At 33.1% G+C, this 25,750-nt stretch carries 20 protein-coding genes and 1 pseudogene; 20 read left to right on the top strand and 1 reads right to left on the bottom strand.

Going from position 1 to position 25,750, the window contains the following annotated elements; genetic code table 11:
• Positions 1 to 82 precede the first annotated feature (82 nt).
• From trmFO to KA867_RS09685, 20 genes are all read left to right on the top strand, one after another.
• Positions 83 to 1,390 (top strand): FADH(2)-oxidizing methylenetetrahydrofolate--tRNA-(uracil(54)-C(5))-methyltransferase TrmFO, encoded by a 1,308-nt coding sequence (gene trmFO / locus KA867_RS09780; protein ID WP_210137863.1) that lies wholly within the window; start codon positions 83 to 85, stop codon positions 1,388 to 1,390.
• A 119-nt stretch (positions 1,391 to 1,509) separates the two neighbouring features.
• Positions 1,510 to 2,400: a tyrosine recombinase XerC gene (gene xerC, locus KA867_RS09775; protein ID WP_210137862.1), complete on the top strand. Its 891-nt coding sequence runs from the start codon at positions 1,510 to 1,512 to the stop codon at positions 2,398 to 2,400.
• A 3-nt stretch (positions 2,401 to 2,403) separates the two neighbouring features.
• Positions 2,404 to 2,946 carry an ATP-dependent protease subunit HslV gene (gene hslV / locus KA867_RS09770; protein WP_107384725.1) on the top strand — a complete coding sequence of 181 codons (543 nt, stop codon included), beginning with the start codon at positions 2,404 to 2,406 and terminating at the stop codon, positions 2,944 to 2,946.
• 111 nt (positions 2,947 to 3,057) lie between these two features.
• Complete coding sequence (gene hslU / locus KA867_RS09765; protein WP_210137861.1) at positions 3,058 to 4,470, top strand: ATP-dependent protease ATPase subunit HslU; 1,413 nt, start codon at positions 3,058 to 3,060, stop codon at positions 4,468 to 4,470.
• A gap of 23 nt (positions 4,471 to 4,493) precedes the next feature.
• Entirely contained in the window at positions 4,494 to 5,267 is a 774-nt protein-coding gene (gene codY, locus KA867_RS09760) for a GTP-sensing pleiotropic transcriptional regulator CodY (RefSeq protein WP_192946725.1), read from the top strand.
• 382 nt (positions 5,268 to 5,649) lie between these two features.
• On the top strand, positions 5,650 to 6,441 hold the full coding sequence (rpsB, locus tag KA867_RS09755) for a 30S ribosomal protein S2 (protein WP_040030607.1): 792 nt from the start codon (positions 5,650 to 5,652) through the stop codon (positions 6,439 to 6,441).
• A 93-nt stretch (positions 6,442 to 6,534) separates the two neighbouring features.
• A complete protein-coding gene (gene tsf, locus KA867_RS09750; protein WP_210137860.1) occupies positions 6,535 to 7,413 on the top strand; it encodes a translation elongation factor Ts in 879 nt (292 codons plus the stop codon).
• A gap of 134 nt (positions 7,414 to 7,547) precedes the next feature.
• Positions 7,548 to 8,270, top strand: coding sequence for a UMP kinase (gene pyrH, locus KA867_RS09745; protein WP_019468449.1), 723 nt, complete (start codon positions 7,548 to 7,550; stop codon positions 8,268 to 8,270).
• 16 nt (positions 8,271 to 8,286) lie between these two features.
• On the top strand, positions 8,287 to 8,841 hold the full coding sequence (frr, locus tag KA867_RS09740; RefSeq protein ID WP_019468448.1) for a ribosome recycling factor: 555 nt from the start codon (positions 8,287 to 8,289) through the stop codon (positions 8,839 to 8,841).
• A 227-nt stretch (positions 8,842 to 9,068) separates the two neighbouring features.
• On the top strand, positions 9,069 to 9,830 hold the full coding sequence (locus tag KA867_RS09735; RefSeq protein ID WP_210137859.1) for an isoprenyl transferase: 762 nt from the start codon (positions 9,069 to 9,071) through the stop codon (positions 9,828 to 9,830).
• Between the two features lie 17 nt (positions 9,831 to 9,847).
• Positions 9,848 to 10,624, top strand: coding sequence for a phosphatidate cytidylyltransferase (locus KA867_RS09730; RefSeq protein ID WP_019468446.1), 777 nt, complete (start codon positions 9,848 to 9,850; stop codon positions 10,622 to 10,624).
• A gap of 307 nt (positions 10,625 to 10,931) precedes the next feature.
• Complete coding sequence (gene rseP / locus KA867_RS09725) at positions 10,932 to 12,218, top strand: RIP metalloprotease RseP (protein WP_210137858.1); 1,287 nt, start codon at positions 10,932 to 10,934, stop codon at positions 12,216 to 12,218.
• 17 nt (positions 12,219 to 12,235) lie between these two features.
• Positions 12,236 to 13,936 carry a proline--tRNA ligase gene (locus tag KA867_RS09720; protein ID WP_210137857.1) on the top strand — a complete coding sequence of 567 codons (1,701 nt, stop codon included), beginning with the start codon at positions 12,236 to 12,238 and terminating at the stop codon, positions 13,934 to 13,936.
• Between the two features lie 386 nt (positions 13,937 to 14,322).
• Positions 14,323 to 18,639, top strand: a complete 4,317-nt coding sequence (locus KA867_RS09715) for a PolC-type DNA polymerase III (protein ID WP_210137856.1) — start codon at positions 14,323 to 14,325, stop codon at positions 18,637 to 18,639.
• Positions 18,640 to 18,846: 207 nt separating this feature from the next.
• Positions 18,847 to 19,314 (top strand): ribosome maturation factor RimP, encoded by a 468-nt coding sequence (gene rimP / locus KA867_RS09710; protein WP_210137855.1) that lies wholly within the window; start codon positions 18,847 to 18,849, stop codon positions 19,312 to 19,314.
• 23 nt (positions 19,315 to 19,337) lie between these two features.
• Entirely contained in the window at positions 19,338 to 20,534 is a 1,197-nt protein-coding gene (gene nusA / locus KA867_RS09705; protein ID WP_210137854.1) for a transcription termination factor NusA, read from the top strand.
• 15 nt (positions 20,535 to 20,549) lie between these two features.
• On the top strand, positions 20,550 to 20,834 hold the full coding sequence (gene rnpM, locus KA867_RS09700) for an RNase P modulator RnpM (RefSeq protein ID WP_019468440.1): 285 nt from the start codon (positions 20,550 to 20,552) through the stop codon (positions 20,832 to 20,834).
• The gene (locus tag KA867_RS09695; RefSeq protein ID WP_019468439.1) at positions 20,831 to 21,148 is read left to right on the top strand and encodes a L7Ae/L30e/S12e/Gadd45 family ribosomal protein; all 318 of its coding nucleotides are present in this window, start codon (positions 20,831 to 20,833) and stop codon (positions 21,146 to 21,148) included. The genes rnpM and KA867_RS09695 overlap by 4 nt, the downstream gene beginning before the upstream one ends.
• Before the next feature lie 4 nt (positions 21,149 to 21,152).
• Positions 21,153 to 23,267 carry a translation initiation factor IF-2 gene (gene infB, locus KA867_RS09690; RefSeq protein WP_210137853.1) on the top strand — a complete coding sequence of 705 codons (2,115 nt, stop codon included), beginning with the start codon at positions 21,153 to 21,155 and terminating at the stop codon, positions 23,265 to 23,267.
• Between the two features lie 313 nt (positions 23,268 to 23,580).
• A complete protein-coding gene (locus KA867_RS09685) occupies positions 23,581 to 24,513 on the top strand; it encodes a hypothetical protein (RefSeq protein WP_210137852.1) in 933 nt (310 codons plus the stop codon).
• A 30-nt stretch (positions 24,514 to 24,543) separates the two neighbouring features.
• Here the strand turns inward: KA867_RS09685 and KA867_RS13465 are convergent.
• A pseudogene (locus KA867_RS13465) lies at positions 24,544 to 25,001 on the bottom strand (transposase); the annotation flags it as partial.
• Between the last annotated feature and the right edge of the window lie 749 nt (positions 25,002 to 25,750).

Genomic DNA, 25,750 nt, shown 5'->3' with positions numbered 1-25,750 from the left:
TATTTATAATGTAGAGATATGTTATTAAACTTATAAATTGGTATCGTAGTTGCTATTTTTTTGTATAGGAGGATAATAATATATGACTCAAATTGTCAATGTTGTAGGAGCTGGTTTAGCTGGCTCAGAAGCCGCTTACCAATTAGCGCAAAGAGGCATAAAAGTAAATTTAATTGAAATGAGGCCGGTTAAACAAACTCCAGCACATCATACAGATAAATTTGCTGAATTAGTATGTTCCAATTCATTACGTGGCAATGCGCTAACTAATGCCGTGGGCGTGTTGAAAGAAGAAATGCGCCGAATGGATTCACTCGTTATAACTGCAGCAGATAAAGCACGTGTACCTGCTGGCGGTGCACTAGCTGTAGATAGGCATGATTTTGCAGGTTATATTACTGAAACGTTGAAAAATCACCCAAATGTCACTGTAATGAATGAAGAAATCAGCACTATACCTGAAGGATATACCATTATTGCTACTGGTCCGCTAACGACAGATCAATTAGCACAACAAATTGTTGATGTAACAGGTAAAGATCAACTATATTTTTATGATGCTGCAGCACCGATTGTTGAAAAAGACAGTATTGACATGAATAAAGTTTATTTAAAGTCACGTTATGATAAAGGTGAAGCGGCTTATTTAAATTGTCCGATGACTGAAGAAGAATTTAATAGATTTTATGAGGCTTTATTAGCAGCAGAGGTAGCACCTGTGAATGAATTCGAAAAAGAAAAATACTTCGAAGGTTGTATGCCATTTGAAGTAATGGCAGCACGTGGCCGTAAAACGTTATTATTTGGTCCAATGAAACCAGTTGGCTTAGAAGATCCTAAAACTGGTGAGATACCATATGCTGTTGTACAATTACGTCAAGACGATGCTGCTGGTACTTTGTATAATTTAGTAGGGTTTCAAACACATCTAAAATGGGGTGCACAAAAAGAAGTACTTAGATTGATACCTGGTTTAGAAAATGTTGAAATCGTTAGATATGGTGTTATGCATAGAAACACATTTATTAATTCTCCTGATGTACTTACGGAGACTTATGAACTAAAAGGAAAAGAAACACTCCACTTTGCTGGCCAAATGACTGGTGTAGAAGGTTATGTAGAAAGTGCAGCAAGTGGTTTAATTGCTGGAATCAACGTAGCGCATAAAGTTAAAAATAGAGGGAAGGTTATTTTCCCTAGAGAAACGATGTTAGGTAGCATGGCTTATTATATTGCTCATGCAAAAAATGAAAAAAACTTCCAGCCGATGAATGCTAATTTTGGTTTGTTGCCAGTTTTAGATGAAAAAATTAAAGATAAAAAAATAAGATATGAACAACTCGCTCATAGAGCTTTATCATATTTAGACAACTTTAAAGAAACATTATGATTTTAATATAATGAAAAAGTGATTCAGAAAATTAAAAAAAGTTTTTCTCAATTTAATAGTTATGTTTCGCAGTTCCTTCCATCGATATGCTACAATTTATATCGATGGAGGGGTTTTTATTGGAAGAAATCCAACAAGCTTATTTATATATGCTTAAAGTAGAACGGCATTTTTCAGATCATACATTGAAGTCATATCATGATGATTTAGAACAATTTAATGATTTTTTAAATCAAGAGTATTTAAGCTTAGCTAATTTTGAATATAAAGATGCAAGAAATTACCTGAGCTTTTTATATTCAAAAAACTTGAAAAGAACATCAGTTTCTCGTAAAATTTCTACGCTGAGAAGTTTTTATGAGTATTGGATGGTACAAGATGATAGTGTCATAAATCCATTTATACAATTAGTTCATCCGAAAAAAGAACAGTATTTGCCGCATTTCTTTTATGAAGAAGAAATGGAAGCGTTATTTAAAACAGTAGAGCAAGATTTAAAAAAAGGTTTAAGAGATCGTGTTATTTTGGAACTTTTATATGCAACTGGTATTAGGGTTTCAGAGTTAGTAAATATCAAAGAACAAGATTTGGACATGAATTTACCAGGTGTTAAAGTTTTAGGTAAGGGTGGTAAAGAAAGGTTTATCCCTTTCGGCGAATTTTGTAAACAGAGCATTGAACATTACTTAGAAACATTTAGTCCTAAAAAAAATACCGAACACGATTACTTGTTAGTTAATATGAACGGTGCGCCTATCACTGAGCGTGGCGTTCGTTATGTGTTGAATGATGTAGTGAAACGAACTGCAGGTGTGACAGATATACATCCGCATAAATTAAGACATACGTTTGCTACACATATGTTAAATCAAGGCGCTGACTTAAGAACAGTGCAATCGTTATTAGGACATGTCAATTTATCGACGACAGGACGTTATACACATGTTACGAATGAGCAACTTAAAAAAGTATATTTAAATGCACATCCTCGTGCAAAGAAGGAGAATTAATATATGAGTACATCTATTCATGCGACAACTATTTTCGCAGTACAACATAATGGACATTCAGCAATGGCTGGTGATGGTCAAGTAACACTTGGAGAACAAGTTATTATGAAAAAAACTGCTAGAAAAGTTCGACGCTTATATAATGATAAAGTGTTAGCTGGATTCGCTGGTAGTGTGGCAGATGCATTTACATTGTTTGAAAAGTTCGAGACAAAATTACAACAGTTTAGTGGCAACTTGGAAAGAGCTGCTGTCGAATTAGCACAAGAATGGAGAGGCGATAAACAGTTAAGACAACTGGAAGCAATGCTTATTGTTATGGATAAAGATTCCATCCTTGTTGTGAGTGGTACAGGAGAAGTGATTGCGCCAGATGATGATTTGATTGCAATTGGATCAGGTGGTAATTATGCTCTAAGTGCAGGTAGAGCACTAAAACGTCATGCGACTGATTTAAGCGCACGTGAAATGGCTTATGAAAGTTTGAAAGTTGCATCAGATATTTGCGTATTCACGAATGACCAAATCGTTGTAGAAGAACTTTAAAAATTCATATTTTAAAATAAGTAGAAATAACAAAAACTAAAAATTTATGAAATAAATGTATAATAAATAGCGAGTTTTTGAAGAAAATATAGTAACGGAGGTATTTATCTTATGGAGTCGAATGGTATTAAATTAACGCCAAAAGATATCGTATCAAAACTTAACGAATATATAGTCGGTCAAGATGATGCTAAACGCAAGGTAGCAGTAGCATTAAGAAATAGATATAGACGTAGCTTGCTTTCTGATGAAGAGAAACAAGAAATTGCACCTAAAAATATTTTAATGATTGGACCGACTGGTGTAGGGAAAACGGAAATTGCGAGACGTATGGCTAAAGTAGTTGGCGCACCTTTTATTAAAGTAGAAGCCACGAAATTTACAGAAGTAGGTTATGTTGGTCGTGACGTTGAGAGTATGGTTAGAGACTTAGTTGACATTGCTGTTAGATTAGTTAAAGATCAAAAGAAAGCATTAGTTAAAGACGAAGCGAGAAATAAAGCGAATGAAAAATTAGTTAAACTTTTAGTACCAAGTATGAAGAAGAAAGCGAATAGCAGTAATAATAATAACCCCTTAGAGTCCCTTTTTGGTGGAGCAATACCCAATTTTGGTCAAAATAATGAAGATGCTGAAGAAGATACACCAACAGAAGAGATCAAAACAAAACGTTCTGAAATCAAACAACAATTATTAAATGGTGATCTTGAAGAAGAAAAAGTGAGATTAAAAGTCGAGCAAGACCCAGGTGCCTTAGGTATGTTAGGAACAAATCAAAATCAACAAATGCAAGATATGATGAACCAACTTATGCCTAAGAAAAAAGTGGAAAGAGAAGTACCAGTCAAAACAGCTCGAAATATTTTGACAGATGAATATGCTGATGAACTGATTGATCAAGAAACTGCCAACCAAGAAGCAATTGAGCTTGCTGAACAAATGGGAATTATTTTTATTGATGAAATAGATAAAGTGGCTACGAATAATCAAAATTCAGGTCAAGATGTTTCACGACAAGGTGTTCAAAGAGATATTTTACCTATACTTGAAGGTAGCATGGTTCAAACCAAATATGGTACTGTTAATACTGAACATATGCTATTCATTGGCGCAGGAGCATTTCATGTTTCAAAACCAAGTGATTTAATACCTGAATTACAAGGTCGTTTCCCAATTCGTGTTGAATTAGAAAGCCTATCTGTGGAAGACTTTGTAAGCATTTTAACAGAACCTAAGTTATCATTAATTAAACAGTATGAAGCGCTACTTCAAACAGAACAAGTAACAGTTAATTTCACTGAAGATGCGATTAAACGTCTGGCAGAAATTGCTTTTCAAGTCAATCAAGATACAGATAATATTGGTGCACGTAGATTGCACACAATACTTGAAAAAATGTTAGAAGATCTGTCGTTTGAAGCACCGAGCATGCCGCATGCCGTTGTAGATATCACACCTCAATATGTTGATGATAAGTTGAAATCAATTTCAACAAATAAAGATTTAAGTGCATTTATTTTATAATATAAACAAAAAGGAGAAGTAATATGAGCTTATTATCAAAAACAAGAGAATTAAATACACTTTTGCAAAAGCACAAAGGAATCGCTGTAGACTTTAAAGATGTCGCACAAACAATAAGTAGTGTAACAGTGACAAATGTTTTTATTGTGTCAAGAAAAGGTAAAATTTTAGGATCAAGTTTAAATGAATTGTTAAAAAATGAACGTATTACTCAAATGTTAGAAAATAGACATATACCTGTAGAATATACAGACAAATTAATGGATGTAAAAGAAACGAAATCTAACATTGGTATTGAAAGTGTTCTTTCAGTTTTTCCACCTGAAAATGAAGATGTATTTAAAGATAGTAAGTCAACTATCTTTCCAATACTAGGTGGAGGAGAAAGATTGGGTACGTTAGTGCTCGGACGTGTACAAGACGATTTTTCTGAAAATGATCTCGTTTTAGGTGAGTACGCGGCTACAGTTATTGGTATGGAAATTCTGCGTGAAAAACATAATGAAGTTGAACAAGAAGCAAGAGATAAAGCTGCAATTAATATGGCAATCAATTCGTTATCATACTCAGAAAGCGAAGCCATTGAACATATTTTTGAAGAGCTAGGTGGTAAAGAAGGCTTGCTAATTGCTTCTAAAGTAGCTGACAGAGTTGGTATTACACGTTCTGTGATTGTTAATGCATTACGTAAGTTAGAAAGTGCAGGAGTTATTGAATCACGTTCATTAGGCATGAAAGGTACGTTTATTAAAGTTAAAAAAGAAAAATTCTTAGATGAATTAGATAGAATAAAATAAAACGTATAATAACTAATTTATGCATTTGGTATTTACACTATTCACATCATTTTGTATATCCATGCGATATGCGTTGATTAGATAAATATGTAAAAAATAAATACAATGTCATTTTTAAACTTAAGCATCTCATATTAAGCATCTCATACTGTAGTAGAATCGTGTTATCTGAATTTGTAAAAATACAAATTCAGACCATGCCATTATGAATGAGAAATTATAAGCTGAACTATTGCTTTATATGTATGAATATGATATATTTATTCACGGCTATTAAGCCAATACGCACATAAAGAGCGGAAGTATAAAGGGTGCGATAATTTATTATCGTGTTTATATGAGCTTTTTATGGAGGTAAAAAACCAATAGGAGGATTTTATTTATGGCAGTAATTTCAATGAAACAATTACTAGAAGCAGGTGTTCACTTCGGTCACCAAACACGCCGTTGGAACCCAAAAATGAAAAGATACATCTTCACTGAAAGAAACGGTATCTACATTATCGATTTACAAAAAACAGTGAAGAAAGTAGAAGAAGCTTACAACTTTATTAAACAAATTTCAGAAGATGGCGGAAAAGTTTTATTCGTTGGTACGAAAAAACAAGCACAAGAATCAGTAAAAGCTGAAGCAGAACGTGCTGGTCAATTCTATGTTAACCAAAGATGGTTAGGTGGAATTTTAACTAACTATAAAACAATTTCAAAACGTATCAAACGTATTTCTGAAATTGAAAAAATGGAAGAAGATGGCTTATTCGAAGTATTACCTAAAAAAGAAGTAGTAGAACTTAGAAAAGAATATGACCGTTTAATTAAATTCTTAGGCGGAATTCGTGATATGAAATCTATGCCTCAAGCATTATTTGTAGTTGACCCTCGTAAAGAGCGCAACGCAATTGCTGAAGCACGTAAATTACACATCCCAATCGTTGGTATTGTGGATACTAACTGTGATCCAGATGAGATCGATTATGTTATCCCTGCAAACGATGATGCTATCCGTGCCGTTAAATTATTAACTGGTAAAATGGCAGATGCAATCTTAGAAGGTCAACAAGGTGTATCAAATGAAGAAGTAGCAGCTGAACAAAACATTGATTTAAATGAATCAAAAGAAGAAGCTACTGAAGCAGAAACAACTGAAGAAAACACTTCTGTTGAATCAAACTAAGAATAATGTAAAATGGGTGATAAGATATATAAGCTTATCACCTTTTTTTAAAATAAATATATTAAAATTCATTAAATAATGGAGGAATATGAAATGGCAATTTCAGCTAAACTTGTAAAAGAATTACGTGAAAAAACTGGCGCTGGTATGATGGATTGTAAAAAAGCGTTGACAGAAACTGATGGTGATATTGATAAAGCTATTGATTACCTACGTGAAAAAGGTATTGCAAAAGCAGCTAAAAAAGCTGACCGTATCGCTGCAGAAGGACTAGTACATGTAGAAGAAAGAGGAAATGAGGCAGCAATCGTAGAAATTAATTCAGAAACTGACTTCGTAGCACGTAACGAAGGTTTCCAAGAATTAGTAAAAGAAATTGCTATCCAAGTGTTAGATAGTAAAGTAGATACTGTTGAAGCTTTATTAGAATCTGAATTAGCTGACGGTAAAACTGTAGATCAACGCATGAAAGAAGCAATCTCTACAATCGGTGAAAAATTAAGTATCCGTCGTTTTGCAGTTAGAACAAAATCAGATAGTGATGCATTTGGTTCATATTTACACATGGGTGGACGTATCGGTGTATTAACAGTTGTTGAAGGTACTACTGATAGTGATGCTGCTAAAGATGTAGCTATGCATATTGCTGCGATTAACCCTAAATATGTTTCATCTGAACAAGTAAGTGAAGATGAAATTGCTCATGAAAAAGAAGTATTGAAACAACAAGCTTTAAACGAAGGAAAACCAGAAAAAATCGTTGAGAAAATGGTTGAAGGTCGTTTACGTAAATATTTACAAGAAATTTGTGCAGTTGACCAAAACTTTGTTAAAGATCCTGATCAAACAGTTGAAGCTTTCTTAAAATCAAAAGGTGGAAAACTAGTTGACTTCGTACGTTATGAAGTAGGCGAAGGTATGGAAAAACGTGAAGAAAACTTTGCTGACGAAGTAAAAGGACAAATGAAATAATTTTTCATAGTTTGAACAAGAAAGAAGACACCTTTTTGTGCTCCGTATGAAAGACTTACTTTTATATTGGAAGTTCTACTGTGTCTTCTTTACTTGTATCAAATACATATTTTCACAATAGAGAGGATAAGACAATGGCTCAAACTTCTAAATATAAACGTGTCGTTTTAAAATTAAGTGGCGAAGCACTAGCAGGTGAAGATGGATTCGGGATAAATCCCATAATTATTAAAAGTGTTGCTCAACAAGTAGCTGAGGTAGCAAAAATGGATTGTGAAATTGCAGTGATTGTTGGCGGAGGTAATATCTGGAGAGGTAAAACTGGTAGTGATCTAGGTATGGATCGTGGTACAGCAGATTATATGGGTATGCTAGCTACTGTTATGAATGCTTTAGCACTACAAGATAGTTTAGAACAATTAGAGTGTGATACACGTGTATTAACTTCTATAGAGATGAAACAAGTTGCAGAACCTTATATTCGTCGTCGCGCAATTAGACACTTAGAGAAAAAACGCGTTGTGATATTTGCAGCTGGCATAGGTAATCCATACTTCTCAACTGACACAACTGCAGCTTTACGTGCTGCTGAAGTTGAAGCAGATGTTATCTTAATGGGCAAAAATAATGTTGATGGTGTCTATTCTGCAGATCCTAAAAAAGATGAAAATGCAGTTAAATATGAACATTTAACGCATATTCAAATGTTACAAGAGGGCTTACAAGTCATGGACTCGACAGCATCTTCTTTCTGTATGGATAACAATATCCCATTGAATGTATTCTCTATCACAGAAGAAGGAAATATTAAACGTGCTGTTATGGGTGAAAAAATAGGAACATTAATTACAAAATAATTTAGAGGTGTATAATATGAGTGACATAATTAATGACACGAAAACAAAGATGAGAAAATCAATTGATAGTCTTTCAAGAGAATTAGCCAACATTAGTGCTGGTAGAGCAAATTCAAACCTTTTAAACGGTGTTACGGTTGATTATTATGGGGCACCAACACCTATACAACAACTTGCTAGTATCAGTGTGCCAGAAGCACGTCTTTTAGTCATTTCACCATACGATAAATCATCAGTGGCTAATGTTGAAAAAGCAATTAATGCAGCAAACTTAGGTGTGAATCCATCTAGTGATGGTGAAGTAATCCGTATCAGCGTACCTGCATTAACAGAAGAACGTCGTAAAGAACTTGTAAAAGAAGTTAAAAAAATTGGCGAAGATTCTAAAGTTGCAGTTAGAAATGTGCGTCGTGATTCGAATGACGAGCTTAAAAAGCAAGAGAAAAATGGTGACATCACTGAAGATGACCTAAGAACTCAAACAAATGAAGTTCAAAAAATAACTGACGATTCTATCAATGACATTGATAAATTATTAGAAGAAAAAGAACAAGATATTATGTCAGTATAAACATGGTAATTATGATATGACTTTTCGTGAGTAAATATCTATCTTTTAGTTGTTTGATATTGAAAATAAAGCATATTATGAATTTATCTGAACTGTATCAAATCAGACTTTGGTACAGTTTTTTTATTTGTTTATTCATTGCGCTTATCTAGTATGATAAAATGATAGATAATTGCATTTAGAAGCTAATATAAAAAGCAGAGATGATAACGCTCGGAGGAAATACCATGTTTAAAAAGCTAAACAAGAAAAAAAACCAGCCTAACGCATCCAACATTGACCTGGATTTACATAATGTACCTAATCATATAGCAATTATTATGGATGGCAATGGACGCTGGGCTAAACAAAGAAAGCTGCCTAGAATAAAAGGACATTACCAAGGTATGCAAACGATCAAAAAAATAACTAAAGAAGCTAGTGATTTAGGTATTAAATATTTAACGTTGTATGCATTTTCAACTGAAAATTGGACTAGACCCAAAAATGAAGTTAATTATATTATGAACCTACCAGTTAATTTCTTAAAAACCTTTTTACCAGAATTAATAGAAAATAATGTTAAAGTAGAAACTATTGGATTTTTAAAGGATTTACCAACAGCAACACTTGAAGCCATCAGTAAAGCGAAGGACCAGACCAAAGATAATACTGGTTTAAAACTGATTTTTGCAATTAACTATGGCGGACGTGCTGAAATTGTCCAAAGTGTAAAGTCAATTTATGAAAAATTATCTTCAGAAGGCTTATCCAGTGAACATATTACAGAACAACTGATTAATGAACATTTAATGACCCGCCATTATCCTGATCCAGACCTTTTAATTAGAACCTCAGGTGAACAACGAATTAGTAACTTTCTTATCTGGCAAGTATCTTACAGTGAATTTATATTCAATGAAAAATTTTGGCCAGATTTTGACAAAGAAGAATTAATAAACTGTATTAAAATTTATCAATCTCGTCAAAGACGTTTTGGGGGATTATAGATAGTTAGGAGAATAGTATGAAAGTTAGAACTTTAACAGCAATAATAGCACTTATTGTTTTTCTACCTGTATTGTTAAAGGGTGGCCTTGTACTAATGCTTTTTTCATATTTATTAGCGTTTATAGGTCTCAAAGAATTGTTAAATATGAATATGATAAAGTTCTTGTCCATCCCAGGAATTATAAGTGCATTAGGAATTTTAATTATTATGATACCGCAAGAGGCAGGTACATGGGTAAATGATTTACAATTAAAATCTTTGATAGCAATGAGTTTTATTTTATTAAGTTATACTGTGCTATCTAAAAATAGATTTAGTTTTATGGATGCTGCTTTTTGTTTAATGTCTATAGCTTATGTAGGCATAGGTTTTATGTATCTTTATGAAACAAGATCAGAGGGATTACATTACATATTGTTAGCTTTCTTAATTGTGTGGTCTACTGATACTGGTGCATACATTTTTGGTAGATTAATGGGCAAACATAAATTATGGCCTGTAATCAGTCCTAATAAAACAATTGAAGGATTTATAGGTGGTATTATTTGTAGTTTGATCGTCCCACTTATAATGATGATGTTTATAGACTTTAACATTGCAATATGGTTATTGCTATTATGTACAGTTATTTTGAGTATGTTTGGGCAGCTAGGAGATTTAGTGGAATCAGGTTTTAAACGCCATTTTGGTGTGAAGGATTCTGGACGCATTTTACCTGGACATGGTGGTATATTAGACCGATTCGATAGTTTTATGTTTGTTTTACCATTATTAAATATATTCCTAATTTAAGTGATTTTGAAAGAAATGATATGCTTTTAAAATTGTATAATTGAAAAATAAAAGGAGTTATTAATTTAAATGCTGATGATTGATCATATGAGACATTTAAATTTTTAACTCCTTTTCATAAGTTTATAAAATGAATCGTATATATTTTAAGAGGTAAGTCGTGAAAATTTATTATACTGTATAAAGTTACGTGTATCAGTCGGTAGTGTTATGTTATAATTTTATAATCAAAAGCATTAAATTTCTTGTATATTATAATAATATAAAATAATGGAACAATCTTACGGAAAATATGAGGTGTATCAATTTGAGTTTTCTAGTGACAATTATTTCTTTTATAATCGTATTTGGTGTTCTTGTAACAGTTCATGAATACGGTCATATGTTTTTTGCAAAAAGAGCTGGCATTATGTGTCCAGAATTTGCAATTGGAATGGGGCCAAAAATTTTCAGTTTCAGAAAAAATGAAACTTTATATACCATTCGTTTATTGCCAGTTGGAGGGTATGTAAGAATGGCAGGTGACGGGTTGGAAGAACCCCCCGTTCAACCAGGTATGCATGTAAAGATAAAATTAAATGATAAAGATGAAATTACACATATCATTTTAGATGATCAACACAAATTCCAACAAATTGAAGCAATGGAAGTTAAGCAATGTGATTTTAAAGAAGATTTATATATAGAAGGTGTAACTGCATATGATCAGCAAAGACATCATTATCAGATTGCTAACAAAGCCTATTTTGTTGAAAATGGTAGTTTAATTCAAATTGCTCCTAAAAACCGACAATTCACACACAAAAAACCTTATCAAAAATTCTTAACACTGTTTGCGGGTCCGTTATTTAACTTCTTACTTACATTAGTATTATTTATTGGCTTGGCTTATTATCAAGGTACACCAACAAATACAGTTGATAAAGTTGCGCAAGATAGTCCAGCAGCACACGCTGGCTTAAAAACAGGTGACACTATCGTGAAAATTGATGACCAATCTATCGATAGTAAATCTGATATAGATCAAGCGATGTCGCAAGTTAAAGACAAAAAGACGCAAATTAAAGTAGAACGGGATGGCAAAACAGAAAACTTACAAGTAAAACCTAAAAAATATGAACAAAAAGTAACTAAAACACATTCAGAAACAAAATATTTATTAGGTTATACTGCTTCTACTGAACATACTTTATTTAAACCAATTGTATCTGGTGTAGAACGTTCATTAGTAGCTGGGAAACTGATTTTTACTGCGATTTTAAGTATGATTGCGAGCATTTTTACAGGTCAATTTTCATTTGATATGTTAAACGGTCCTGTTGGTATTTACCATACGGTTGATTCTGTTGTTAAAACAGGCATTATCAATTTAATTTCATGGACAGCATTACTCAGTGTCAATTTAGGTTTGATGAATTTATTACCAGTTCCAGCACTTGATGGCGGACGTATCTTATTCGTTATATATGAAGCGATTTTCAGAAAGCCATTAAACAAAAAAGCAGAAACTACCATTATAGCGATTGGTGCAGTATTTGTCTTAATTGTTATGGTCTTAGTGACATGGAATGACATTCAACGTTATTTCTTATAAAAGGAGAGAGCATGTAAATGAAACAATCTAAAGTATTTATACCAACGATGAAAGAAGTACCGGCTGCAGCCGAAGCTTTAAGTCATAGACTTTTGCTAAAAGCAGGATTAATTAAACAAAGTACGAGTGGCATATATAGCTATTTACCGTTAGCTGCAAAAGTTTTGAATAACATTGAAACAATTGTAAGACAAGAAATGGAACGTATCGAGGCTGTGGAAATTTTAATGCCAGCGTTACAAAAAGCAGAACTATGGGAAGAATCAGGTCGTTGGAATGCATATGGTCCAGAACTAATGCGTTTAAAAGATAGACATGGCCGTGAGTTTGCACTTGGGCCAACACATGAAGAGCTTATAACGTCTGTGATAAGAGATGAGCTTAAATCATATAAACAATTACCACTTACTTTATTCCAAATACAATCTAAGTTTAGAGATGAAAAACGTCCGCGTTTTGGACTGTTACGTGGTCGTGAATTTATTATGAAAGACGCATATTCGTTTCATGCAGATGAAGCTTTTTTAGATGAAACATACCAAGATATGTATCACGCATATGATCGCATATTTAAACGTGTCGGAATTAATGCACGACCAGTAGTTGCAGATTCAGGTGCTATTGGTGGAAGCCATACACACGAATTTATGGCTTTAAGTGAAATTGGTGAAGACACAATTGTTTATAGTGAAAATAGTGATTATGCTGCCAATATTGAAAAAGCTGAGGTTGTATATCATCCTAATGAAAAACATGATGATGTAGCGCCATTAACAAAAATAGAAACACCTCAAGTACATACAGCACAAGCATTAGCAACATTTTTAGAAAAGCCATTGGATGAAATTACAAAATCTATGGTATTTAATGTCGATGGTGAATTTATTATGGTACTTGTACGTGGTCACCATGAAATTAATGATGTGAAATTAAAAGCATTCTTTGGTACTGATCACATCGAATTAGCAACAGAAGATGAAATTAAAAATTTATTAGGTGCATCTCCTGGTTCACTTGGACCAATTTTTGATAAAAACATCAAAGTATATGCTGATAATTTTATAAAAGATTTAAATAACATTGTTGTAGGTGCTAACGAAGATGGTTACCATTTATTGAATGCAAATGTAGGACGTGACTTTGAAATAGAAGCGTATGGTGACTTTAGATTTATTTTAGAAGGTGAAGCTTTAGCTGATGGATCAGGTGTCGCTAAATTTGCTGAAGGAATTGAAGTCGGGCAAGTATTTAAACTTGGTACAAAATATTCAGAAGCAATGAACGCAACATTCTTAGATAATCAAGGCAAGGCCAAACCTTTATTAATGGGATGTTATGGTATAGGTATTTCTAGAACTTTAAGTGCGATTGTTGAACAAAATAACGATGAAAATGGTATTATATGGCCTAAATCAGTAACGCCATTTGATTTACACTTAATTACAATCAACCCTAAAAAAGAAGAACAACGCGAATTGGCCGATCAACTATATACACAATTAAAAGAAACATACGATGTACTATATGATGACCGTAAGGAACGTGCAGGTGTTAAATTTAATGATGCTGATTTAATTGGGTTACCAATTAGAGTAGTGGTTGGTAAAAATGCTGCAGAAGGTATCGTAGAAGTTAAACGACGTGATACAGGTGAAAGTGAAGATGTTCAAATTGATAACTTAAATCGTTATATTAATGACTTATACCTAAGTATATAAGTCAGCAATTTACTTTAAAAAAGTAATTGCTATGACATATGATGTTAAAAATGATATGTATGTTAAACAATTAAAAGCAAAGATAATTTATAACAATAAATATGTTTGTATACAGGTATTGTTGAATTTTTAAAATTAACCTGTAATTTGGTAAATAATCGCCTTATATAGGGGAGCGGGAAAGCGAAATCGAATGAGTCATATTTGATTTCATTTCCGCTCTTATTTATTATTAGTAACCATATTGTAAAAGTAGTAGAGTTTAAGTATTAGAAATTAATGCTTTTCCGTTATAAGATAGATAATGTAAAAAATACATACGCGACAGTTAAAAAAGTGATTTGAAATAGTAACGTAGTGTAATTAATAGTAAGGTGGTTATCGTCATGTCAATGACAAATCAAGAAAAATTTAAGGTCTTAGCTGATCAAATTAAAATTGCAGATCATTTGGATCCAGAAATTTTAGCACAAAGTGAATTAACGCGTGTAGATGTTAAAACAACTGATCGTATTTGGGTATTTCAGATAACATTTCCATATTTTTTACCTATTGAAGATTATCTGTTATTTATGAATGCAATTACTGAAGAATTTAAAACAATTGCCAAAGTTGATTGCAATTTTACAATTACGAATAAAGTGAATCAAGATGAATATGCCTTGAAATACTTTAGTTATTGTATTGATCAAACGCAATTATCGCCAAAAGTAAAAGGTCAGCTTAAGCAAAAGCGCTTAATTATGTCAGGGGATGTTCTCAAAGTTATGTGTCAGAATGATATAGAACGTGATCATTTTGATAAAGCTTGCAATGGGAGTTTGATTAAAGCATTTCAACAATGTGGATTTGCAATCAGTAGTATCATTTTTGAAACTGATCATACTTCAAATGGGGACGATTTAGCCTCATTAGAGGCACATATTCAACAAGAAGATGAAAAAAGTGCTCGTGAAGCCACTGAAAAATTAGAAAAGATGCGCGCTGAAAAAGCCAAGCAACAAGATAATAACGAAAGTGCTGTAGCAAAATGTCAAATCGGTAAACCGATTCAAATAGAAAATGTAAAACCTATAGAATCGATTATCGAAGAAGAATTTAAAGTTGCGGTAGAAGGTGTTATCTTTGATATTAATTTAAAAGAATTGAAAAGTGGACGCCATATTGTTGAATTAAAAGTTACAGATTATACTGATTCATTAGTGTTGAAAATGTTCACTAGAAAAAATAAAGATGATTTAGCTCATTTTAAAGCGCTCAGTGTTGGTAAATGGGTACGAGCACAAGGTCGAATAGAAGAAGACACATTCGTACGTGACTTAGTAATGATGATGTCTGATATTGAAGAAATAAAAAAAACAGTTAAACAAGACAAAGCAGATGAGAAACGCGTAGAATTTCACTTGCATTCATCCATGAGTCAGATGGATGGCATTCCGAATATAAGTGCATATGTAGATCAAGCAGCTAAATGGGGCCATAAAGCGATTGCAATTACTGATCATAATGTGGTTCAAGCATTTCCAGATGCGCATGCTGCAGCTGAAAAAAATAATATTAAAATGATATATGGTATGGAAGGCATGTTGGTTGATGATGGTGTGCCCATAGCTTATAAGCCACAAGATATTGATTTGAAAACTGCAACATACGTTGTTTTTGACGTTGAAACAACAGGTTTATCTAATCAATATGATAAAATTATCGAACTCGCAGCTGTAAAAGTAAAAGAAGGAGAAATCATTGATAAATTTGAACGTTTTAGTAATCCACATGAGCGTTTATCTGAAACAATCAAGAATTTAACGCATATCACAGACGATATGCTCGTCAATGCGCCTGAAATTGAAACAGTATTAACAGAGTTTAAAGCGTGGGTCGGTGATGCGATATTTGTAGCACATAATGCATCATTTGATATGGGATTCATAGATACTGGTTATGAAAAAATTGGTCTAGGTGCATCAACGAATGGTGTGATAGATACACTTGAACTTTCCAGAACTATCAACACAGAATATGGTAAGCATGGTCTGAATTTTTTAGCTAAAAAATATGGTGTAGATTTAACACAGCATCACAGAGCGATTTATGATACTGAAGCAACAGCTTATATTTTTATAAAAATGTTAAAACAATTAGAAGAAGCGGAAGTTTATAATCATCAAGATATTAATAAATCGTTATCTAATGAAGATGCGTATAAACGTGCACGTCCAAACCACGTAACGCTTATTGTGCAAAATCAACAAGGCTTGAAAAATTTATTTAAAATAGTAAGTGCATCTTTAGTTAAATATTATTATAGAACACCTAGAATTCCACGATCACTATTAGATGAATATCGAGAAGGTATTCTTGTTGGTTCTGCATGTGATGAAGGTGAAGTATTTACTGCAGTAATGCAAAAAGATCAATCGCAAGTGGAAAGAATAGCAAAATACTATGATTTCATTGAAGTACAACCACCTGCATTATATCAAGATTTAATAGATAGAGAACTTGTGAGAGATAATGAGACATTGCATGAAATTTATCAACGTCTTATTCAAGCTGGAGATGTAAATGATATTCCTGTTATTGCGACAGGAAACGCGCATTATCTAAACGAACATGATGGTATTGCACGTAAAATTTTAATTGCATCACAGCCAGGTAACCCGTTAAATCGTAGTACTTTACCTGAGGCACATTTTAGAACAACAGATGAAATGTTAGACGAATTACATTTCTTAGGTGAAGCAAAAGCACATGAACTAGTTGTTAAAAACACGAATGAATTAGCAGACCGTATCGAACGTGTAGTTCCGATAAAAGATGAATTGTATACGCCGCGTATGGAAGGTGCTAATGATGAAATACGAGATATGAGCTATGCCAATGCTAGAGCATTGTATGGCGAAGATTTACCACAAATTGTAATCGACCGATTAGAGAAAGAACTTGAAAGTATTATTGGGAATGGATTCTCCGTTATATATTTAATTTCGCAAAGACTTGTTAAAAAATCACTGGATGACGGTTACCTAGTAGGTTCACGTGGCTCTGTAGGTTCAAGTTTTGTAGCGACAATGACTGAAATTACAGAAGTTAATCCATTACCACCGCATTATATTTGTCCGCAATGTAAAGAAAGTGAGTTCTTTAACGATGGATCTATCGGTTCTGGTTTTGATTTACCAGATAAAAAATGTGGCACATGTGGTTGTGAATTGATTAAAGAAGGACAAGATATTCCATTTGAAACTTTCTTAGGCTTCAAAGGTGATAAGGTGCCTGATATCGACTTGAACTTTAGTGGTGAGTATCAACCTCAAGCACATAATTACACAAAAGAATTGTTTGGTGAAGACAAAGTCTTTCGTGCCGGTACAATTGGTACGGTGGCAGAAAAAACAGCTTTCGGTTTTGTGAAAGGATTTTTAAACGATCAAGGCATTCACAAAAGAGGTGCTGAAGTTGATAGACTCGTAAAAGGTTGTACGGGCGTAAAACGTACAACTGGACAACATCCAGGTGGCATCATTGTTGTACCAGATTATATGGATATCTACGATTTTACACCTGTTCAATTTCCGGCAGATGATCAATCATCAGCTTGGATGACAACTCATTTCGATTTCCACTCAATACATGATAACGTATTGAAACTGGATATATTAGGACACGATGACCCGACGATGATACGTATGTTACAGGATTTATCTGGGATTGATCCTAAAACAATACCTGTTGATGACAAGGAAACCATGGGTATTTTTAGTTCACCAGAACCATTAGGTGTAACATCAGAGCAAATTTTATGTAAAACTGGAACATTTGGTGTGCCTGAATTTGGTACAGGATTTGTCCGTCAAATGTTAGAAGATACCAAGCCAACTACATTTTCAGAATTAGTTAGAATATCTGGATTATCACATGGTACAGATGTTTGGCTAGGTAACGCACAAGATTTAATACGTTCAGGAACTTGTGATTTATCAAGTGTCATTTGTTGTCGTGATGATATTATGGTTTATTTAATGTATAACGGATTAGAACCATCACTAGCCTTTAAGACAATGGAATTTGTGCGTAAAGGTAAAGGACTTACGGATGATATGGTTGAAGCAATGGTAGACAATGAAGTGCCCGATTGGTATTTGGACTCATGTAGAAAAATTAAATATATGTTCCCTAAAGCGCATGCTGCAGCATATGTGTTGATGGCGGTACGTATTGCATATTTCAAAGTCCATTATCCACTTTACTACTATGCAAGTTACTTTACGGTGCGTGCGTCTGATTTTGATTTGATCTCAATGATTAAGGATAAAGAAGGTATTCGAAATACAGTAAACGATATGTATTCACGCTACATGGATTTAGCCAAAAAAGAAAAAGATACATTAACTGTATTAGAAATCATGAATGAAATGGCGCAACGCGGTTATCGTATGCAACCGATTAGTTTAGAGAAAAGTAAAGCATTTGATTTTATCATTGAAGATGATAGTTTGATTCCACCATTTATTTCTGTTCCTGGATTAGGAGAAAACGTTGCACAACGTATAGTTGAGGCACGTGAAGAAGGACCGTTTTTATCTAAAGAAGATTTAAATAAAAAAGCAGGTTTGTCACAAAAAGTCATTGAATATTTAGACGAACTTGGTTCATTACCTAACTTGCCAGATAAAGCACAATTATCAATATTTGATATGTAATCGCTCAATATATTGATTAAAATTGAATGTCAAAATGTTAAATGTATAAAAATTTGATATTAGTTATTGTCATACTATATGAAAGATATAGTTGTTTGTATAGGAAATAAACATATGGTATAATAATATTGCTTAAAAAATTAGACTCAGGCAGGAAGAGTGGGCGTTATACCCGCTCTTTTCTATTTGCCAAAAAAGGAGGTCAGTATGAGTAAAGTAACTGAGCAAGTTGAATCAATTATTCAACCCGTCCTTGCCGACTTAAATTTCGAATTAGTTGAAGTCGAATACACAAAAGAAGGAAAAGATTACTTCTTAAGAGTATCCATTGATAAAGAAGGTGGCGTCGATTTAAACGATTGTGCCCTAGCTTCTGAAAAGATTAGTGAAGTTATGGATGAAGAAGATCCTATTCAAGAAATGTATTATTTAGATGTAGCTTCTCCAGGTGCTGAAAGACCTATAAAAAAAGAAAAAGATTTCCAAAATGCTGTTTCAAAACCGATATACGTTTCTTTATATGCTCCTATTGAAGGTGGAAAAGAATGGTTAGGTATCTTAAAAGAAGTAACAAGTGAAACGATTATTATGGAAGTAAAAGAAAAATCTAAGAAGAAGCAAGTTGAAATTCCAAGAAATAAAATCGCTAAAGCACGTCATGCTGTAATGCTTTAATGTGATGAGGAGGATGATAAATCGTGTCAAGTAATGAATTATTATTAGCAACTGAATATTTAGAAAAAGAAAAAAAGATTCCAAGAGAAGTTTTAATTGATGCAATTGAAGCAGCGCTAATTACTGCATATAAAAAGAACTATGATAGTGCAAGAAGTGTACGCGTTGAGTTAAATATGGATGAAGGTACATTTCATGTAATCGCTCGTAAACAAGTCGTAGAAGAAGTAATGGATAATAGAGAAGAGATCGACTTAAGTACAGCACTAGTTAAAAATCCAGCATATGAAGTTGGTGATATCTACGAAGAAGACGTAACGCCAAGTGATTTTGGACGTGTAGGTGCACAAGCTGCGAAACAAGCTGTAATGCAACGTTTACGCGATGCTGAGCGTGAAATATTATATGATGAATTTATCGATAAAGAAGATGATATTGTTAATGGTCTCATTGATAGAGTCGATCATCGTTATGTTTATGTTAATTTAGGACGCACAGAAGCTGTATTATCTGAAGCTGAAAGAAGCCCTAATGATAGCTACATTCCTAATGAGAGAATTAGAGTGTATGTCAATAAAGTAGAGCAAACTACAAAAGGGCCTCAAATTTACGTTTCACGTAGTCATCCTGGATTATTAAAACGCTTATTTGAACAAGAAGTACCAGAAATTTTTGACGGTACAGTAATTGTGAAATCAGTTGCTCGTGAAGCTGGAGATCGCTCTAAAATCAGCGTTCATTCAGATAATCCAGATATCGATGCCGTAGGTGCATGTGTAGGTGCTAAAGGTTCCCGTGTTGAAGCGGTTGTAGAAGAATTAGGCGGCGAAAAAATTGATATCGTTCAATGGAATGAAGATCCGAAAGTATTTGTTAAAAATGCTTTAAGCCCTTCTCAAGTACTACAAGTCATTGTTGATGAGGAAAACCAATCAACGGTTGTTGTTGTACCTGACTATCAATTATCTTTAGCAATCGGTAAACGTGGACAAAACGCACGTTTAGCTGCCAAATTAACTGGTTGGAAAATTGATATAAAATCAGAAAGTGATGCTAGAGCTGAAGGCGTTTATCCTACAGATGAGGCGATTGACACTGAGGATGTTGAAAATATTGAGCAAAACACAGACATTGATTTAGAAGACGTTAATACAGAAATTAATGACTTCAAAAAAGATGACGAAACAGATAGCTTAGATGAAGAAGACGCTGAAAAATAAATTGGAGTGAGCTTTATGAAAAAGAAAAAAATTCCAATGCGTAAATGTATACTTTCTAACGACATGCATCCTAAAAAAGATATGATTCGAGTTGTTATTAATAAAGAAGGCGAAATTTTTGCTGATGCAACTGGAAAACAGCAAGGTCGTGGTGCATATGTATCAAAAGATGTTAAATTAGTAGAAGATGCACAAAAAAAAGGTGTATTAGAAAAATACTTTAAAGTTGATGCAGAAACTCTAAATCCTGTATATAAGGAAATTATACGTCTTATTTATCGTGAAGAGATACCTAAATGACTATAGAGAAAATCGTGAATTTTTTAGGGTTAGCAATGCGTGCTGGAAAAGTTAAAACAGGTGAATCAGTCATTTTAAATGACATTAAGAAAAATAGATTGAAGCTCGTAATTATTGCAACTGATGCTTCTGAAAACACAATGACAATGTTTCAGAACAAGTGTGAAAGTTACCATATATCATTTCGCATATTTGGAACGAGAGCTGAATTAGGACAAGCTTTAGGTAAAGCAGAACGAGTTAACATTGGAATCACTGATCAAGGCTTTGCTAAAAAGTTAGTGTCAATGATAGATGAATATCGTAAGGAGTGACTATATGAGTAAAATAAGAATTTACGAATACGCCAAAGATTTAAAATTAAAAAGTAAAGATATTATAGACGAGTTAAAGAAGATGGACGTTGAGGTAACGAGTCATATGCAAACGTTAGAAGACGACCAAATAAAAGCATTAGATAAAGTTTATAAACCGGAGAAATCCAATCAATCAGAACAAAAACAACAAGGTCAAAATCAACAAAAATCATCAAATAACAAGCCTAATGCTAATAAAAAAGATAATAGTAATCAAAATCACAAACAAAATAATAAAAATAATAACAAAAATAAGAAGAACAATAAGAACAACAAAAATAACAATAAAAACAAACAAACTAAACAGGAAGAACCAAAAGAAATACCTTCACACATCACTTATCAAGAAGGTATAACTGTTGGAGAACTTGCTGAGAAAATTAATGTTGATTCTTCAGAAATTATTAAAAAGTTATTCTTATTAGGAATAATGGCTAACATTAATCAAGCATTAGATGATGAAACATTAGAATTGATTGCTGATGATTATGGTGTAGAAGTGGAAAAGGAAGTTGTTATTGATGAAGAGGATTTATCAATTTATTTTGATGATGAATCTGAAGATGAAGATGCAGTAGAAAGACCAGCAGTTGTTACTATTATGGGACATGTTGACCATGGTAAAACAACATTGTTGGATTCTATCCGTCACACACAAGTAACAGCAGGTGAAGCTGGTGGTATCACACAACATATTGGTGCTTATCAAATTGAAAATGATGGTAAAAAAATCACTTTCCTTGATACACCAGGACATGCTGCATTCACAACAATGCGTGCACGCGGTGCACAAGTAACTGATATTACAATTTTGGTAGTAGCAGCAGATGATGGCGTAATGCCTCAAACGATAGAAGCTATTAATCACGCCAAAGAGGCGAATGTACCAACAATTGTAGCTGTCAATAAAGTTGATAAACCAACTGCTAACCCAGACCGAGTAATGCAAGAATTGACTGAATATGGTTTGATTCCTGAAGCTTGGGGCGGCGATACAATTTTCGTACCACTTTCTGCTTTAAGCGGTGATGGTATTGAAGATTTAATAGAAATGATTGTCCTTACATCTGAAATACAAGAACTAAAAGCTAATCCTGAGAAAAAAGCAGTAGGTACAGTGATAGAAGCAGAATTAGATAAATCACGTGGTCCGTCTGCATCACTTCTAGTGCAAAATGGTACGCTACATGTCGGAGATGCATTGGTTGTTGGTAATACGTACGGTAGAATTCGTGCGATGGTCAATGATTTAGGACAAAGAATTAAATCTGCAGAGCCGTCTACTCCTGTTGAAATTACAGGTATTCATGATGTACCACAAGCTGGGGACCGTTTTGTTGTGTTTAAAGATGAGAAACAAGCAAGACGTATTGGAGAAGCACGTCATGAAGCCAATGTTTTACAACAACGTCAAGAAAGTAAGAGCGTTTCACTAGATAATTTATTTGAACAAATGAAACAAGGTGAAATGAAAGATTTAAATGTCATCATTAAAGGTGATGTCCAAGGTTCTGTAGAGGCACTTGCAGCTTCATTAATGAAAATTGAAGTAGAAGGTGTTAATGTTCGTATTATTCACACTGCAGTAGGTGCGATAAACGAATCCGATGTGACCTTAGCGAATGCGTCAAATGGTATTATCATTGGTTTCAATGTAAGACCAGATACAGGTGCCAAACGTGCAGCTGAAACAGAAGGTGTGGACATGAGATTACACCGTGTCATTTATAGCGTTATTGAAGAAATAGAGGCAGCAATGAAAGGCTTGCTAGACCCAGAATACGAAGAGCAAGTAATTGGCCAAGCAGAAGTACGTCAAACATTTAAAGTTTCAAAAGTAGGTACAATTGCTGGTAGTTATGTAACAGATGGTAAGATTACGAGAAATGCCGGTGTCCGGGTTATCAGAGATGGTATTGTACAATTTGAAGGTGAATTGGACACGTTAAAACGTTATAAAGACGATGCTAAAGAAGTAGCCCAAGGCTATGAATGTGGTATCACAATTGAAAAATATAACGATTTAAAAGAAGGCGACATTATAGAAGCTTTCGAAATGGTTGAAATTAAAAGATAAAGGCAGTTATTTTTAATAAATAAAAAAATAAACCGTAGGCTAATTTATAGTGTTAGCTTACGGTTTTTTTCTTTTAAATATGTTATCTTTTGGGTAAGAGCATGTGTAACTTTGAATTATTTAAAATAATTGTTTATTTTTATAATTTATTTTAATGTTTAGCTTTAAGTGCATATTTATTTGAAAATTTAGCCATTTATTAAGCGTTGTGAACGAGTTAAAAAATTTTAAGTAAAATTGCTTGTTACCTTAATCTGGACACTAACTGTCTATGTACTTAATTAAACTTAGCATAAATAGGAGGTTATAAGTGATGAGTGAATATTTAAAAGAAATAAATGAATTTTGGCAAGCATACTTGGATCAATATAACTCTATTTATGACTTAGATACTTTAAATGAAATAATAAAAAGACATGACACAACTGCTTTTTTACACCCACAAGATTTAGCATACTTCAAAAAAAATTTTGGTGAAGATTTTAGCAATATCCCAAGATTTAAAAAATTGATTGATTTTGCAAATGGGAAGGTAAAAATTAATAAGCATAGACAACGAATTGTACAAAATGATGCAGTATTAAGTCCAGCCATAGCAAGACCATATTTTGGAAATCCTGAAATAGCAGATATAGTAATTTTGAAAAAAAAGGCTGAAAATGATTTTATAATTAATGATCCTTCATTACCAGAAGAAATGGTAGTACATTATCGTAATAGAATATTGCAAGATATCCAAGGTAAGTTGAATTTAAACGGACAAAAAGTATTTCTTCCTTATATAGATCATCATTGTTGGTTTAAGAAATATATCTATAGCAATGGGTCTATATTAAAGCAATTTAATATTAATCCAAATAGAGTGATGGTTATGAATTTCTTTCCATATCAAACTGGCCACACAGCAGGTATACCAAAAGATTTTTTAACATTTAATCATTATCTGCCATCACAAGTCATGAATTTTGAACTATTATTAAAAGTTATTAATGATGATAAGCGACGGATTTATATTGTAAGTGAAGAAGAACTCTTTATTTCAATCTTCAAAAATTTTACTAATAGTGCATTACATCAATACCTTGTTGACAATTTGTTTGTGCTTTCATCTAAACAAAATAGACACATCACTGCATGTAATGTATTGAGTTATAAAGAGCATGTTAAGCGCTTAAAAAAGAAAGAATCATTAAATAAAATAGATTATTATAAATGGAATCAACAACAAAAAAAGAGCGAGAGTTAGGAAATTCGGATTTTATAAGAAAACTTAAAGCTATCCAATATAAAGAAGCGTTACCACGCTAGTAAAATTGAAATAACTAAAAAGGTTCGGGACATAAATGTCTCTGACTAAACAGAAAACGATAATTTCTATTGAAATAATGTAGGAATTGTCGTTTTCTTTTTTATCAAATAATGTACCACGTTGAGCTACTATTTTCCTTACATTTAATGCCATTAGGACAAATCATAATTCTCTTTCGACTTTGTCTACCCCTCGAATTGACATTCGAGTGAAACACAAAATAGCCTTCATGAATCCAAAAACTGATTCTACATCAATTTTTCTTTGACTGTAGATTTTTTAGTTTCTGTTTCTGAAAACTGCTGATTAATTTGAGGTTTAAAATACTCCCAATTAAAATGCTTCATCTTCTTCTTATTCGTTTTTGCATTGTTTTTCATCCATAAATTTTTAAGTGGAGATTTGAAACGATCATCACATGCGTATCATTTGAGTCATGTTATTAAATTTATAAAATAAGAACTTCATCAATAGATTAGAGGTAATGAATTGTTTCAAATGAGCCTTTGCTTTTGTATCTTGACAAATATTCCAAACGATTTTGCATCGTGCTGACGCCCGGGGAAATGATATGAGTGAGAGACTACAGGCTCGAGCCATATCCCTAGGCAAGCATGCGCGATCAAAATTGTAAGTTTTTTATATAAAATGGACTTCATGTGTTTTCATATTAAGTTATATATTTTGGTTGATTAAAAATATGACTTGCTATTAGCTTTATAAGTTAAATAATACGAAGCTTTTTTCTATTGTATTAAAATACATCACTTATAGAGATTTTGCATCGTGCTGACGCCCGGGGAAATGATATGGACGAGAGACTACAGGCTCGAGCCATATCCCCAGGCAAGCATGCGCGATCAAAATTGTAAGTTTTTTATATAAAATGGACTTCATGTGTTTTCATATTAAGTTATATATTTTGGTTGATTAAAAATATGACTTTCTATTTGGTGTATCAGTTAAATAATACGAAGCTTTTTTCTATTGTATTAAAATACATCACTTATAGAGATTTTGCATCGTGCTGACGCCCGGGGAAATGATATGAGCGAGAGACTACAGGCTCGAGCCATATCCCCAGGCAAGCATGCACGATCAAAATCGTAATATTTTAATATAAAATGGAGTTCAGCAATACACATATTAAGTGAAATATTATGAAATAAAAAAA

Source organism: Staphylococcus sp. GDH8C109P, assembly GCF_017893405.1.
Lineage (GTDB): Bacteria > Bacillota > Bacilli > Staphylococcales > Staphylococcaceae > Staphylococcus > Staphylococcus cohnii.
Note: the sequence above shows the minus strand (reverse complement) of the source record. Positions and strands in the feature narration are given on the sequence as shown.

What these genes read in the sequence shown, in the direction of transcription:
- frr (WP_019468448.1), top strand. Translation starts at nt 8,287, where the DNA reads ATGAGTGACATAATTAATGACACGAAAACAAAGATGAGAAAATCAATT.
- codY (WP_192946725.1), top strand. Translation starts at nt 4,494, where the DNA reads ATGAGCTTATTATCAAAAACAAGAGAATTAAATACACTTTTGCAAAAG.
- trmFO (WP_210137863.1), top strand. Translation starts at nt 83, where the DNA reads ATGACTCAAATTGTCAATGTTGTAGGAGCTGGTTTAGCTGGCTCAGAA.
- KA867_RS09720 (WP_210137857.1), top strand. Translation starts at nt 12,236, where the DNA reads ATGAAACAATCTAAAGTATTTATACCAACGATGAAAGAAGTACCGGCT.
- KA867_RS09730 (WP_019468446.1), top strand. Translation starts at nt 9,848, where the DNA reads ATGAAAGTTAGAACTTTAACAGCAATAATAGCACTTATTGTTTTTCTA.
- tsf (WP_210137860.1), top strand. Translation starts at nt 6,535, where the DNA reads ATGGCAATTTCAGCTAAACTTGTAAAAGAATTACGTGAAAAAACTGGC.
- KA867_RS09715 (WP_210137856.1), top strand. Translation starts at nt 14,323, where the DNA reads ATGTCAATGACAAATCAAGAAAAATTTAAGGTCTTAGCTGATCAAATT.
- KA867_RS09685 (WP_210137852.1), top strand. Translation starts at nt 23,581, where the DNA reads ATGAGTGAATATTTAAAAGAAATAAATGAATTTTGGCAAGCATACTTG.
- rimP (WP_210137855.1), top strand. Translation starts at nt 18,847, where the DNA reads ATGAGTAAAGTAACTGAGCAAGTTGAATCAATTATTCAACCCGTCCTT.
- KA867_RS09735 (WP_210137859.1), top strand. Translation starts at nt 9,069, where the DNA reads ATGTTTAAAAAGCTAAACAAGAAAAAAAACCAGCCTAACGCATCCAAC.
- pyrH (WP_019468449.1), top strand. Translation starts at nt 7,548, where the DNA reads ATGGCTCAAACTTCTAAATATAAACGTGTCGTTTTAAAATTAAGTGGC.
- KA867_RS09695 (WP_019468439.1), top strand. Translation starts at nt 20,831, where the DNA reads ATGACTATAGAGAAAATCGTGAATTTTTTAGGGTTAGCAATGCGTGCT.
- hslU (WP_210137861.1), top strand. Translation starts at nt 3,058, where the DNA reads ATGGAGTCGAATGGTATTAAATTAACGCCAAAAGATATCGTATCAAAA.
- infB (WP_210137853.1), top strand. Translation starts at nt 21,153, where the DNA reads ATGAGTAAAATAAGAATTTACGAATACGCCAAAGATTTAAAATTAAAA.
- rnpM (WP_019468440.1), top strand. Translation starts at nt 20,550, where the DNA reads ATGAAAAAGAAAAAAATTCCAATGCGTAAATGTATACTTTCTAACGAC.
- hslV (WP_107384725.1), top strand. Translation starts at nt 2,404, where the DNA reads ATGAGTACATCTATTCATGCGACAACTATTTTCGCAGTACAACATAAT.
- rpsB (WP_040030607.1), top strand. Translation starts at nt 5,650, where the DNA reads ATGGCAGTAATTTCAATGAAACAATTACTAGAAGCAGGTGTTCACTTC.